Origin of the sequence: Methyloceanibacter sp., assembly GCF_035650995.1 — a bacterium.
In the GTDB taxonomy this organism is placed as follows: Bacteria; Pseudomonadota; Alphaproteobacteria; order Rhizobiales; family Methyloligellaceae; genus Methyloceanibacter.
The window spans coordinates 19,151-32,314 of sequence record NZ_DASRGO010000012.1 but is presented as its reverse complement, the minus strand read 5'-3'; the positions used below and the strand labels follow the sequence as shown (position 1 = coordinate 32,314).

14 protein-coding genes and 1 tRNA gene are annotated in these 13,164 nt (G+C 65.0%); 5 read left to right on the top strand and 10 right to left on the bottom strand.

Annotation, left to right across the window (positions count from 1 at the left end; genetic code table 11):
* On the top strand, positions 1-1,047 hold a 1,047-nt coding region (ampH, locus tag VFB18_RS00860), incomplete at its 5' end, for a D-alanyl-D-alanine-carboxypeptidase/endopeptidase AmpH (protein ID WP_324970384.1).
* Between the two features lie 11 nt (positions 1,048-1,058).
* Here ampH and ptsN read toward each other — a convergent pair.
* From ptsN to VFB18_RS00820, 8 genes are all read right to left on the bottom strand, one after another.
* On the bottom strand, positions 1,059-1,523 hold the full coding sequence (gene ptsN, locus VFB18_RS00855) for a PTS IIA-like nitrogen regulatory protein PtsN (protein WP_324970383.1): 465 nt from the start codon (positions 1,521-1,523) through the stop codon (positions 1,059-1,061).
* 45 nt (positions 1,524-1,568) lie between these two features.
* On the bottom strand, positions 1,569-2,234 hold the full coding sequence (gene hpf / locus VFB18_RS00850) for a ribosome hibernation-promoting factor, HPF/YfiA family (RefSeq protein WP_324970382.1): 666 nt from the start codon (positions 2,232-2,234) through the stop codon (positions 1,569-1,571).
* A 197-nt stretch (positions 2,235-2,431) separates the two neighbouring features.
* Positions 2,432-4,021 carry an RNA polymerase factor sigma-54 gene (gene rpoN, locus VFB18_RS00845; protein ID WP_324970381.1) on the bottom strand — a complete coding sequence of 530 codons (1,590 nt, stop codon included), beginning with the start codon at positions 4,019-4,021 and terminating at the stop codon, positions 2,432-2,434.
* Between the two features lie 28 nt (positions 4,022-4,049).
* A complete protein-coding gene (gene lptB / locus VFB18_RS00840) occupies positions 4,050-4,964 on the bottom strand; it encodes an LPS export ABC transporter ATP-binding protein (protein WP_324970380.1) in 915 nt (304 codons plus the stop codon).
* Positions 4,965-5,027: 63 nt separating this feature from the next.
* The gene (locus VFB18_RS00835; protein ID WP_324970379.1) at positions 5,028-5,876 is read right to left on the bottom strand and encodes an LptA/OstA family protein; all 849 of its coding nucleotides are present in this window, start codon (positions 5,874-5,876) and stop codon (positions 5,028-5,030) included.
* On the bottom strand, positions 5,873-6,679 hold the full coding sequence (gene lptC / locus VFB18_RS00830) for an LPS export ABC transporter periplasmic protein LptC (protein ID WP_324970378.1): 807 nt from the start codon (positions 6,677-6,679) through the stop codon (positions 5,873-5,875). The genes VFB18_RS00835 and lptC overlap by 4 nt, the downstream gene beginning before the upstream one ends.
* Before the next feature lie 144 nt (positions 6,680-6,823).
* Complete coding sequence (locus tag VFB18_RS00825; protein ID WP_324970377.1) at positions 6,824-7,447, bottom strand: ribonuclease D; 624 nt, start codon at positions 7,445-7,447, stop codon at positions 6,824-6,826.
* A 60-nt stretch (positions 7,448-7,507) separates the two neighbouring features.
* Positions 7,508-7,594, bottom strand: a tRNA-Leu gene (locus tag VFB18_RS00820).
* A gap of 138 nt (positions 7,595-7,732) precedes the next feature.
* Here VFB18_RS00820 and VFB18_RS00815 point away from each other — a divergent pair.
* Positions 7,733-8,707 carry a complex I NDUFA9 subunit family protein gene (locus VFB18_RS00815; RefSeq protein ID WP_414675620.1) on the top strand — a complete coding sequence of 325 codons (975 nt, stop codon included), beginning with the start codon at positions 7,733-7,735 and terminating at the stop codon, positions 8,705-8,707.
* 30 nt (positions 8,708-8,737) lie between these two features.
* Here VFB18_RS00815 and VFB18_RS00810 read toward each other — a convergent pair whose 3' ends face one another.
* Positions 8,738-9,535: an undecaprenyl-diphosphate phosphatase gene (locus VFB18_RS00810; protein WP_324970375.1), complete on the bottom strand. Its 798-nt coding sequence runs from the start codon at positions 9,533-9,535 to the stop codon at positions 8,738-8,740.
* Positions 9,536-9,640: 105 nt separating this feature from the next.
* Between VFB18_RS00810 and VFB18_RS00805 the strand changes: the two genes are divergently transcribed.
* Genes VFB18_RS00805 through VFB18_RS00795 form a run of 3 tightly spaced genes read left to right on the top strand, consistent with a single transcriptional unit; the run spans position 9,641 to position 12,373 of the window.
* Positions 9,641-10,336, top strand: coding sequence for a glutathione S-transferase family protein (locus tag VFB18_RS00805; RefSeq protein WP_324970374.1), 696 nt, complete (start codon positions 9,641-9,643; stop codon positions 10,334-10,336).
* Positions 10,337-10,394: 58 nt separating this feature from the next.
* Entirely contained in the window at positions 10,395-11,510 is a 1,116-nt protein-coding gene (gene queG, locus VFB18_RS00800) for a tRNA epoxyqueuosine(34) reductase QueG (protein WP_324970373.1), read from the top strand.
* Positions 11,489-12,373, top strand: coding sequence for an SDR family oxidoreductase (locus tag VFB18_RS00795; RefSeq protein ID WP_324970372.1), 885 nt, complete (start codon positions 11,489-11,491; stop codon positions 12,371-12,373). Before queG ends, VFB18_RS00795 begins: the two co-directional genes overlap by 22 nt.
* On the opposite strand, the gene VFB18_RS00790 is transcribed toward VFB18_RS00795, so the two are convergent.
* The gene (locus tag VFB18_RS00790) at positions 12,334-13,158 is read right to left on the bottom strand and encodes an alpha/beta hydrolase (protein ID WP_324970371.1); all 825 of its coding nucleotides are present in this window, start codon (positions 13,156-13,158) and stop codon (positions 12,334-12,336) included. The two genes, VFB18_RS00795 and VFB18_RS00790, sit on opposite strands and share 40 nt — an antisense overlap.
* Between the last annotated feature and the right edge of the window lie 6 nt (positions 13,159-13,164).

The window sequence follows — 13,164 nt, the reverse complement described above, 5'->3', positions numbered from 1 at the left end:
GTCGGATTCACCGGACAGGTGTTCATCCTGGACACCAAGGTCCCGGCCGTGGTCATCGGCGCGGTGCGCGATGGCGAGATGTCGGTGGCGGGTTTCGGCGAGCGCGCCGGTCCCGGCAGCCCGGCGCCGGACGGCAATACCGTCATGCGGCTCGGTTCGATCACCAAAGCCTTCACCGGCGACGTGCTCGCTCATCTCGTCGCCAACGGCACGGTGGGACTGACCGACCCCTTGACCAAATGGCGGCCCGATCTTGGGCCCGGCGCGAACGGCGACCTTAATCGCGTCACGCTGCTCAATCTCGTCACCCATTCGGGCGGCTTCCCGCGCGAGGTCCCGCATCAGCCGGGCCCCGACGACGATCCGTTCTCGACCATCACGCCCGACGCCTTTTCCGGTTGGATCAAAAAGGAGCCGCTCCTGTTCGCTCCCGGCTCGTCGATCCTCTATTCCAATTTCGGCTTCGACCTGCTTGCCATGGCCATGTCGGCAGCGGCCAAGAAGCCCTATCCCGACCTGCTCAAAGAGAACATCACCGCTCCGCTCGGCATGACGGACACGGGCTTCACTCTCACCGACGAGCAGAAGACGCGCTTCATGATGGGCCACGACTTCGACGGCAAGCCGTTGCCCAACGTGCCGACGGGCGACGTCATCGTCGGCTCGGGCGGCCTTTATTCGACGGCGAACGACCTCTTGAAATGGATGAAATGGCATCTCGACCGCCTCTCCCCCGACGATGCCGAGGCGCGCACACTCGACCACGCGCTCTATCTCAACCGCGACGGGCTGAAGACCGTATCGGGCATGGACGAGTCCGGTCACATGGACGCGATGGGACTCGGCTGGGTCGGCATGATGGCCAGGGACGATCGTCCCTTCATCCTGCAAAAGGCGGGCGGACTTCAGGGCACTTTCACCTACATCGCGTTCGCGCCCGGGCGGAACGCCGCGGTGTTCATCGCCATCAACAAGTTCGATTTCGGCGCGGCCTCCACCATGGGCGAGTTCGCCAATGAGCTGCTGGAGCAGATCGCGCCGCGTTAGAGCCGCTTCGGCTAAGCCGCGTGAGAGGCGGCTTCCTCGGTTAGCACCGCATAAAGCGCCGCGGCGTCCTTGGAGGCCCTGAGCTTCTCGACGGCGCTTCCCTCGCGCAACAGGCGCGAGATGCGCGCGAGCGCCTTCAGGTGATCGGCGCCCGCGCCCTCGGGCGCAAGCAGAAGGAACACGATATCGACCGGCTCGCCGTCCACGGCCTCGAAATCGATCGGTTCGGCCAGCCTGGCAAAAAGCCCGACGATACGCTTGAGCCCGGCGAACTTGCCGTGCGGAATGGCAATGCCCTGGCCGAGCCCGGTCGAGCCCAGCCGCTCGCGCTGCAGCAGTACGTCGAAGATGTAGCGCTCCTCGAGCCCGGTGAGGACGGCGGCGCGCGCCGACAGGTCCTGCAGGAGCTGCTTCTTGTTCTTCGCCTTGAGCGAGGGAATAACGGCCTCGGGTGCGATGAAATCACCTAGACGCATGGTCTTGCCCATCCATAGGGGAAACGAATTGAAGGTCTCGCCGCTTCAGCGCTGACCGCGTGCCTTTCGGGCTTGCGGACGCGCCTCGGCGACTTTGCTCGAGCGCGCGCTCTTTTCACGCACCGCTGTCCCGCGCATCGCGCGCGACGGCATCGCAGGGTCGATCCAACCGATATTGCCGTCCTCGCGCCGGTAAACCACGTTGATCTCACCATGGCTTGCATTGCGGAACAGAATGAAGGGCCGGTCGGAAAGGTCCATCTGCATCACGGCGTCGGCAACCGCCATCTCGTGTACCGGGGTCGTCGCTTCGGCAATGATGATCGGATTGTCCTCATCGCGCTCCTCCTGCTCCTCTCGCGAGGCCTGGATCACATAAGAGGCGGCTTCGGTCTGCTTGCGCGGGGTCTCGCCCGCGCCGTGTCGCTTGAGCCGCGCCTTGTAGCGGCGGATACGCTTCTCGAGCCGCTCGCAAGCGCGATCGGCGCTCTGGTAGGCGTCGGACGCGACGCCGTGGGCCTCGAGACTCATGCCCTGCCACAAATGGATGGTGCAATTGGTCCGAAAGTCCCCGTGCTCCTTCTCGATGCGCACATGTCCCGTGGGCTCGCGCCCGATGAACTTCTCGACGCTGTGCGCAATCCGCTCCTGGACGTAGCTCCGCAGCGCGTCTCCGACGTCCAAATTCTTTCCGGTAACTTGTATCGCCATCGCCCTAGGGAAGACTTTTCGATGAGCCCTTAACCCCAAGCTTCCCAGGATTTTTGCCGCTGTTCCGGGAGCCGATCTTGCTCTGGCCCATTAACGCCAAAGAGCCCACCTTGTTCGGTCTCCACCCAAGGGCCCGGAAGCTAGACCGCTCACCCCAAGGTGTCAAACCAACTATTTCGAAGCCGCCTCTTTACAGCTTAGTTGTGTCTTGCCAAGGCCTTAGGCAAGGGGTCGGGTCCCGCTCCAAGGGCGATCCGCTTGAGGCGCCGCCGCTGGACCGAAGAGGGGATTCTGAGCGCTTCGCGATATTTCGCGACGGTGCGGCGGGCGATGTCGATGCCGTCGTCCTTGAGCCGCTCGACGATCTTGTCGTCGGACAGGACGTCGCTCGCGGGCTCGGCCTCGATCATCTCGCGGATGCGGTGACGCACCGCCTCCGAGGAGTGCTGCGCATCGCCCTCCGAGGTCGCGGCGATCGCCGAGGTGAAGAAATATTTGAGCTCGAACAGTCCGCGATTGGTTGCCATGTACTTGTTGGCGGTCACGCGGCTCACCGTCGATTCGTGCATCGAAATGGCGTCGGCCACCGTCTTCAGATTGAGCGGCCGCAGATGCCTGACGCCATAGGTCAGAAACGCGTCCTGCTGGCGCACGATCTCCTGCGCCACCTTGAGAATGGTGCGCGCGCGCTGATCGAGACTTTTCACCAGCCAGTTCGCCGTTTGGAGGCAATCGACGAGATAGCTCTTGTCCTCTTTGCTGATCGCCGATTTGGAGACCGTGGCGTAATAGGACTGGTTGATCAGGACGCGGGGCAGCGTGTCGCTGTTCAGCTCGACATGGAAGCTGCCGTCGGGCAGCGCGCGCACGAGCACGTCGGGAACGATCGGCTGGGTGGGGCTCGAGCCGTATTTCAGCCCGGGCTTCGGGTTCAGTCGCTTCACTTCCTGGATCATGTCGCATAGGTCCTCGTCGGACACGCGCGCCGCGCGCTTGAGGGCCACGAGGTCATGAGCGGCCAAGAGGTGCAAATTCTCGACGAGCCCGGCCATAGCCGGGTCGTAGCGGTCCCGCTCCTTGAGCTGGAGCATGAGACATTCGCGCAAGTCGCGGGCGAACACGCCGCACGGTTCGAAACCCTGCATCACGGTCAAGACTTCCTCGATGAGATCGAGCGGCGCGCCGAGAAGCTCGGCGAGCGCATCGAGATCACCGCGCAGATAGCCTGCCTCGTCGGTCATGTCGATGAGATGCTGGCCGATGAGACGGCGTGCGGGATCCTGGAAGGCGAGCATCAGTTGCTCGGCGAGATGATCGCGCAGCGTGCGCTCCTCGGCGACATAGGCCTCGAGATTCGATTCCTCGTCGCCGTCGACGCGCGGGCCCTGCCCAAGCGTGCTCCAGCCGGAGTCTTTGAGCGCTCCGGGCGAAAACACGTCCCCGTCGGGAAAGACATCCTGGGGCTCGGCATCCATCGCGTCGGTCCCGGCCGGACCGGGAGCTTCGAGATCGACAAAAGCCTCGGCCTCGGACGGCTCGCCGTCGGATGCCTCGTCCGACCCGGACGCCGTCTCGCCCTGATCCTCGACGTTGCCGTTGTGGATTTGAGACTCAGGCGGTTCGTCAGACTCGGCCCGCTCGAGCAGAGGGTTGCGCTCGAGCTCGGTCTCGACAAAGCTCGCCAGATCAAGATTGGAGAGTTGCAGCAGCTTGATCGCCTGCTGCAGCTGCGGCGTCATGACCAGACTGTGGGTCTGACGAAGCTCGAGCTTTGTGTTGATCGCCATTTATCGAACTCACTCGCGATCAGCCGGCTCAGATCTTGAATTGGTCGCCGAGATAGACCCGCCGAACGTCCTCGTTGTTTATAATCTCATGCGCGGTTCCATGGGTGAGAACCATGCCATCATGGATAATATATGCTCGACTGACGAGGTCGAGCGTCTCGCGCACGTTGTGGTCGGTGATCAAGACGCCGATGCCGCGCTGAGTCAAATGGCGCACCAGCGCGCGGATGTCGCCCACCGCGATGGGGTCGATACCTGCGAAGGGCTCGTCGAGCAGCATGAAGGAGGGGCGGGAAGCAAGCGCCCGGGCAATCTCGACACGACGCCGCTCGCCGCCCGACAGCCGCATCGCGGGCGATGTCCTGAGCCGCGTGATACGGAACTCGTCGAGCAGGGCGTCGAGCTGGGCCTGCCGCTCGGCCTTGCTGGGCTCGACCATCTCGAGCACGGCGAGAATATTCTCCTCCACGGTCAAGCCGCGGAAGATCGAGGCTTCTTGCGGCAGATAGCCGATGCCCAATCGCGCCCGGCGGTACATCGGCAGCTTGGTGACATCGTAGCCGTCGATCTTGATCGAGCCTTCGTCGGCGGGGATGAGGCCGGTAATCATGTAAAACACGGTGGTCTTGCCCGCGCCGTTCGGACCGAGCAGCCCGACCGCCTCGCCGCGCCGCACGTCGAGGCTCACGCCCCTTACCACGGTACGCTTCTTGAAGCTCTTGACCACATCGCGCACGGTCAGCCAGCCGGTCGCGGCCTCCGCCTGAATTCCGGGAGCGGGCTTGCCGTCCGGTTTGGCGCGCTGCTCGGGCGGCGGCGTGGCCGGCGCGCCGCGCGCCTGTTTGACGGCCGGCGCGGCAGGGGCAGCCGGGCGCTTTTCGCCTTGCGCGGGCGTTTGCGTCGCCTTGGTCTCGCCGCCGGGGAATGACAGCAATTTGCCCACTGGCCTTTCGCTCACTCGGTTCAAGCGCGGCCGGTCAGCGCCGGATGGAGCACTGACGCCCGATTACCGGGCCACGCCGGGGATGAGGGACCACGGCTCGCCCTCAGCGGCAGGTTTGCTTGGCTGAGGTGCCGCTTCGCCGTTTCCGCTCGCCGCAGCACCTGCGTCGGGCTCCTCAGTGCCCGCCGCCTCGCCTGACTCGGTCGCCGCAGCGGAGGACTTCGCCGCGCCGGAGTTGGCATCGCCCGATTTCCCGCTCGCCTTCTCGTCATCAGCCTTCGGAACGAACAGTGCACGAATACGGCCCCCGGCCGCGTTGGTGCCAGGATTTTCAAATCGGCTTTCGCCCGTCTTCAGATCGATGACGAGCCGGTCACCCTTTAGCACATTCTGACCTTGGGTTAACACCACATTGCCGCCGACCGTGACGAGCTGCGCGGGCACGTCGTAAAGCGCCCAGTCGCTGGTCGTGGTTTGGTCCTGTTCGCTCGTGATGATGACGTTGCCCTTGGCCTCGATCTTGGTGATCTGGGCTTGCTGGCCTTGCGATGCGTCGGCCGGCTTATCGCCCGCAGGAGCCGGGCCGGCAGCGGGCGCCGGCTTCGTTTCGCCGGTGGCGAGTTTATCGCCGCCGCCGACATAGTGAACGTCAAGCTGTTCGGCGCGCAGCGTCGTCGTGCCCTGCACGGCTTTAACGTTGCCGGTGAAGGTCGCGTATTTCTGCTGGTCGTGGACGACGAGCACGTCGGACTCGATGTCGATCGGCTCGTTCGAGTTCTTCGACAGACCTCCGAAACTATTGGTCAGGGTCTGCGCTGCGAGCGGAGTCGCGAACAACAGGCTGGTCATCGCGATGGCGGCAAGGCCGAGCCGTAGGCGCGCGGTTAAACCGAGATTCGGGCATCTGATCATTGCGGCGACACCGCTTGGGCCGTGGCGCCGGCCGTCGCGTCGGTCGCCGCGGCGCCGGCCGTCCCGGGCGCCGGCTGTGCCGCTTGCGGCTCGGCGCTTTGCGTCTTGTTCGCCTTCGCTCCATCGGTGGCGACGTTCTGCTCGGGCTTGACGACATGAACCCGAACGTTGCCCCTGAAAATCAGCACGTGATCGCCCGAGCGGTAGGTGAGAGCGTTGGCCTTGACCGTGCCGTTGGTCAACTCGAAATGCACCCGCTGATGCGCGCGGAGGGTCTGAGTCTTGGTGTCGAGGCTCGCATAGGTGAGCTCGCCGGTCACGCCCGAGCTCGTGGCTATGGTGATCTTGTCGAGCATCACGAGCCGGTCGGCGCTGCTGTTGTACACGCCCCGCACAGCTTGCATGCGCGACCAGCTGCCGGAGGGCGTATTGAGGTCAGCTTTGATGGCGTGAAGCTTGATGATCTTCGGATTCTTGAGGTCTTGATCGGCATATTCGGCGGCGATCACGTAGGCGCCGTTCTTCTTGTCGGTGCCCTGGAATTTGGGGTTGGTCATGCGCAACGCGCCATTGTTCACCTCGAAGCCGGAGACGCTCGCGGTCACGTCGCCGACGGTGACGCTCATGCGTGAGGAGATGAAATAGCCCGCGAGCACGGCCACGGCAAAGGCGGGGAGCACCTTGCGCAGCAGCGCCACGTGCCTGCTGTGCTGCTCGGCCTTGCGGAGGGCGCGCTCGTTCTCCGCCACCGTGCGCACGCGGTAGCGCTGGCCAGCCGTGAGCGTCGCTTCGACAGTCGTCATTTCTCCGCCCAGGACTAAGGCCCGAGACCCCTGCAACCCGGCAAATCGCCGGTCACGACAGCTAGCCGCAGGACTTTGATCACATTGCGACGGGTTCCGGCCCGAGGTTCATTGCCTCGACCCGCCGAAGAGCCCGCGCAAAGCCTAATGCGCGAAGGGATCGATCTCGGACCAGCCGCGCAAATCGAGCTCGGCCCGCACCGGCAGGAACTCGAAGCAGGCCCTCGCGAGCCCGTCGCGCCCCTCGCGCTTCAGCATGGCGTCAAGTTTCTCTCTTAGCGCGTGCAGATGCAACACGTCGCTCGCGGCATAATTGAGCTGGTCCTGAGTGAGCACCGGGGCCCCCCAGTCGGAAGATTGCTGCTGTTTTGACAGCTCGATGCCGAGCAGTTCGCGGCAAAGGTCCTTGAGCCCGTGGCGGTCGGTGAAGGTGCGGGCGAGCTTGGAGGCCACCTTGGTGCAGTAGACCGGGCGGGGCATCACGCCGAAAAAGTGCTTGAGCACGGCCATGTCGAAGCGGCCGAAATGAAACAGCTTGAGCACGTTCTCGTCGGCGAGCAGGCGCTTCAGTTCGGGCGCGTCGTAGCGGCCCTGGAACTGGACCAGAGCGGCGCGGCCGTCCCCGGCCGAAAGCTGCACCAGGCAAAGCCGGTCGCGGTAGGGGTTCAAGCCCAGCGTCTCGGTGTCGATGGCGATGACGCGGGCGCCCGCGAAGCGCCCTTGGGGAAGGTCGCCTTGATATAGCTCTGGCGGATGCGGCTGGCTCAAGCTCGGTTCACGGCTCCTCGGCGGTCGCATTATGGATGCGACCGCTTAAGAAAGCGGGAATGGTGCCCAGGAGAAGACTCGAACTTCCACGCCCTTTCGGGCACTAGAACCTGAATCTAGCGCGTCTACCAGTTCCGCCACCTGGGCTTGAACGCCAGGACGTACGATCGGCCTTGATCAAAGTCAATTGCCGGAGAGCGGCTTCAAGCCTTTATTCCGGTCGTGTATTGCTTCGGCGCGCTCCCGCGAACGGGCAAGGCTTGGAGGAAGGAAGCTCCGGTGGCGATCAGTCTCAACAACAAGGCGCTGATCACGATCTATGGCGGCTCGGGCTTCATCGGGCGGCACGTGGTGCGCGCAATCGCCAAGACCGGGGCACGCATGCGCATCGCGGTGAGGCGTCCCGAATTGGCGGGCTTCCTCCAGCCCCTCGGGGATGTGGGCCAGATCAACGCGGTCCAGGCCAACGTGCGCTACCCCGACTCGCTCTTGGCAGCCGCGCAAGACGCCGACGCGGTGGTCAATCTCGTCGGCATCCTGTTCCCCTCGGGGAAGCAGACCTTCAAAGCGGTGATGGACGAGGGGGCGCGGAACGTCGCGGAAGCGGCCCGGGCGCAAGGGGCGCGCACGTTTGTGCATATCTCGGCGATCGGCGCGAGCCCCACCGCGCCCTCCTACTACGCGCGCAGCAAAGCCGCCGGAGAAGAGGCCGTCAGGGAGACGTTTCCCGGTGCGGTGATCCTGCGGCCTTCGATCGTGTTCGGGCCCGGGGACGATTTCTTCAACCGCTTCGCGGCGATGGCCCGCATCTTCCCCGTTCTTCCCCTGATTGGCGGCGGCAAGACCAAAATCCAGCCCGTGTTTGCGGGCGACGTGGCCAAGGCGGTCATCGCCGGGCTGACCGGCAAGACGGAAGGGCATGACCCTTACGAGCTTGGCGGGCCCGAGGTGCTTACCATGAAAGAGATCATCCGGCGCGTGCTCGCCTACACCATGCGGAAGCGGCTCCTCCTGAGCGAACCATTCTTCATCGCGAAGCTGCAAGGCGCCTTGTTGCAATGGCTGCCGAAGCCGCTCCTCACCGTCGACCAAGTCCGCATGTTGGAAACGGACAACGTAGTGAGCGAGGAGGCAAAACGCGCGGGCCGCACGCTCGAAGGGCTCGGCATCGAGCCGGTCGCGATCGAAAGCGTTGTGCCGGACTATCTCGAGCAATACCGCCCACGCGGCCAGTTCTCGGTCTACCGCCCGGAGCCTTGAGGCTCCCTTTCCCTGCGCGGAGAGACGATTTCAGGTGTAGAGCATCACCAGCAGAAAACCGCCGAGCACCATGCGGTAGAGCACGAAGGGCAGGAAGCTCACGCGGCGGACCAGGTTCATGAGGAAGGCGATGGCGAGGATGCCGGCGACGAAGGTGAGCGCCGCGCAGTAGACCGCGTCCATGGTCACACCCTCGCCGCTCGCAACCGCGTCGCCGACAGTGAAGACGATCGCTCCCGCCGTGGCCGGAATGGCGAGGAGGAAGGAGAAGCGCGCCGAATCGGGCCGCGTGAAGCCGAGGAAGCGGCCTGCCGTCATGGTGACGCCGGAGCGGCTCGTCCCCGGAATGAGCGCAAGTGCCTGAGCCACGCCGATGATCAGCGCGCTGCCGAGCGTCATGTTGGCGATGGTGCGCTCCTGCGGGCCCACCATGTCGGCGATCATCATCAGGATGCCGTAGAGGATGGTGTTCCAGGCGACGATGGCGACGTTCCGCTCGAGATCGGTGTAGCCGAATTTCTTGAGGAATACGCCGAAGGCGACGGCGGGAATGGTAGCGAGCACGATATAGATGGCGAGGCGTCCGTCGTCTGTGACCCTGCCCCTCAGCAGGTTGAGGGCGCCCACGATCAGCCGCCACACATCGCGCCAGAAATAAATGAGAACGGCGAGAAGCGTGCCGAGATGCGTCATGACGTCGACAACGATGCCCTGGTCCTGCCAATGCATGATCTGCGGGACCAGGATCAGGTGGCCTGACGAGGAAATGGGCAGGAACTCGGTGATGCCCTGCACCACCGCGAGCACGATAATCTGCTCTATCGACATCCCCTCGCCCCGCTTGTTCCCAGCGCGTGCAGGTTCTATACCGAGGTCTTAGCCCGCGCGATTCATTTTCTAGAGCTTTTCAACGTCCAGCCACCGAACGGGTCGATGGCGAAACTCCTGCACTATCCTCTCGATGCCCTTTCCCGGTCGATCCGCCTCGCCCTTTCCGAGTGCGGGGTCGAGGTGGAGCTTGTCGAGGAAAAGCCCTGGGAGTGGCGGCAGGAATTCCTCGCGATCAACCCGGCCGGCAACCTGCCGGTGCTCATCGCCGACGAGCACGGGCCCATCGTTGGCGCCTACGCCATCTCCGAGTATCTCAGCGACGTCATGGCGGGCCGGGATGGCAACGAGACGCCGGGCTTCCGCCTGTTCCCGGGCGATGCGCGGTCGCGGGCGGAGGCGCGGCGGCTGGTCGACTGGTTCCATCGCAAATTCCACGACGAGGTAACCGCCTATCTCGTCGAGGAAAAGGTGTTTCGCAGGTTCGGGCCGCAGAGCTCCTCACCCGACATGGAGGCGATGCGCGCCGGTCACGAGAACCTGCGCTATCACCTGTCCTATATCGGCCATCTCGCCGAAAGCCGAAGCTGGCTCGCGGGCGACGCCATGAGCTTCGCCGATCTCGCCGCCGCGGCGCACCTCTCGACGCTCGACTATCTCGGCGAGGTTCCGTGGGAAGAGCACGAGGCGGCCAAGAACTGGTACGCCCTCCTCAAGTCGAGGCCGTCATTCAGGCCTTTGCTGCAAGACCGGCTGGCAGGCTTTATTCCGTCGGGCACCTATGCCGATCTCGATTTTTGACCCTCCGCCAGCCGGATTCCGGCTTGCGCCGGAATGATCAAAGGGCCAAATCGGGCCTATGGCGGAGACGCTAAAGGACCGGATCGCGGCCGAGGCCAAGGCGCTTGGCTTCGATGCCGTCCGCTTCGCGTCGGCCGACCCTGTCGAGGGTGCCGGAGCCGCCCTTGCCGCCTTCCTCGCCGAGGGGCGCCACGGCGACATGGGGTGGCTCGCAGACACGAGTGGGCGGCGCAAGAGCCCGCTGGCGCTCTGGCCCGAGGCGCGGAGCGTCATCCTGCTCGGGCTCAACTACGGGCGCGGCGGCGATCCGCTCGCGATTTTGAACGAGACGTCGCGCGGCGCGATCTCGATCTACGCGCAAGGCGAGGATTACCACGACATCCTCAAGGCGAAGCTGAAGCAGCTCGCTGCCCGCGTGCAGGCGCTGACTGGAGGCGATGTGAAGATCTTCGTCGATACCGCGCCGGTAATGGAGAAGCCGCTTGCCGCGCGCGCGGGCCTCGGCTGGCAGGGCAAACACACCAATCTCGTCTCGCGCGAGTTCGGCTCGTGGCTGTTCCTCGCCGAGATCTTCACCAGCGCCGAGATCGAACCCGACGCGCCGGAGGAGGATCATTGCGGGGCCTGCCGGCGTTGCCTCGACATCTGCCCGACGAACGCTTTCACCGCGCCCTATCGACTCGACCCGAGGGCCTGCATCTCCTACCTGACCATCGAGCACAAGGGCCACATCGCGCCGCACTACCGTACCGCGATGGGAAACCGCATCTTCGGCTGCGACGATTGCCTCGCGGTCTGCCCGTGGAACAAGTTCGCGCAAGCCGCACGCAATAGCGCGCTCGCTGTGAAGGAAGGAAGCGACAATCCCCCGCTCGCCGAGCTTCTCGTCCTTGACGATCAAGCCTTTCGCGCGCGCTTCCGCGGCACGCCGATCAAGCGCACGGGCCGCGACCGGTTCCTGCGCAACGTGCTGATCGCCGCCGGCAATTCCGCCGATGCGGCGCTCGTTCCTCTCGTCGAAGCGCGGCTCGATGATGCCTCTCCGCTCGTGCGGGCCATGGCGGTGTGGGCCTTGTCGCGTCTTGCGCCAGGTCGCTTCGCGGCCCTGCGCCCGCTGGGCGCGGCCGATCCCGACGCTGATGTGAGGAGCGAATGGTTGCGGGAGGCGGCGTGAACAAGCTGTTCGCTTTCGGCCTCGGCTTTTCGGCGCAGGAGCTTGCCGCGCGCCTTGCCGCCAAGGACTGGCAGATCGCGGGCACCGCCCGGGACGAGGCCAATGTCGCCAGAGCGAGAGCGCAAGGCTACGCTATGGCGCGCTTCGCCGGCGAACCCGGCAATCGCGAGGTCCCGCGGCTGCTGCAAGGCACGACCCATCTCGTGCATTCGATCCCGCCGGGACATGACGGCGATCCGGTGCTCGCGCATTACCGCGATCAGGTCGCTACCATCGGAACGCTTCGCTGGATCGGCTACCTCTCGACCGTCGGCGTCTATGGCGATCAAGGCGGAGCCTGGGTCGACGAGACGACGCCGCCGAAGCCGAACAGCGAGCGCACCGAAGCGCGGGTCGAAGCCGAGGCGGCGTGGCTCCGCTTCGGTGAGGAGATCGGCGTGCCGACCCACGTGTTCCGACTGGCTGGCATCTACGGACTTGGCCGGAGCGCTTTCGATAAGCTCATCGCGGGCACGGCGCGGCGCATCAAGAAGGACGGCCAGGTGTTCAGCCGCATTCACGTCGCCGATATCGCGAGCGTGCTCGAAGCTTCGATCGCGAAGCCCAATGCTGGCGCGATCTACAATGTCGCCGACGACGAGCCGGCTGCGCCCGACGCGGTCGTGGCCTATGCCGCCGAGCTTCTCGGCGTGCCTCCGCCGCCCGAGGTGGAGTTCGCCGACGCCGACCTTTCGCCCATGGCGCGGAGCTTCTACGAGGGGAGCCGGCGCATCTCGAATGCCCGCATCAAGTCAGAGCTCGGCGTGAAGCTGCGCTATCCGACCTATCGCGAGGGCCTGGCCTCGCTTGTCCCCTCGCGTTGAAGCTCGGCGAGGAGGGCGGCGACCGTCGTTTCGAGGCGGCGGAGATCCTCGGGCCGCGACTGGCGATGATCTGCGCCCTTGATCAGCGTCAGCTCGACGTCGGAGCAGTGGAGGAGATCGACGAGGTCGAGAGCGTGTCCCCACGGCACGTCGGGATCGCGCATGCCTTGCAGGATGCGCACCGGCACGTCGAGGTGAAGCGTCTCGACGCCGAGCAGATGGTTGCGTCCCTCCTCGATGAGGTGCTTGGTGATCGGATAAGGCTCCCCGTAGAGCGAGGGCTCGTAATGCACGCCGTCGCGCTCGAGCGTCGCCTTGATCTCGGGCGTCATGCGATGCGCCATCAGCCGCTCGGTCATGTCCCAGGCCGGCGCGATGAGGACGAGGCCCGCGATCTTTTCGAGCTTCCCCGCGCGCGCCAATTCGCGGGCGAGGAGAAGCGCGATCCATGCGCCCATCGAGGAGCCGACCACAAGCGCGCGCCGCCTCTCGATGACGCCGAGCACGGCCGCGGCCTCCTCGACCCAGTCGCCGATCGAGGCTTCGAGCAGGCTGCCCGAGGAGAGCCCGTGGCCCGAATAGTCGAAGCGGAGCATCGGAAGCCCGCGCTCTTGCGCAAACTCAGCCATCACCAGCGCCTTGGTGCTTCCCATGTCCGAGAGGAAGCCCGAGAGCCAGAAAAGAGTGAGATCGCGGTAAGCGCCGCCGCCGCTCAGGCGATAGGCGATGCGCCGGCGCTTCTCGCCCGCGCCGACCTCCAGGAATTGCGGTTCTTGATCGTCCATCCTAAG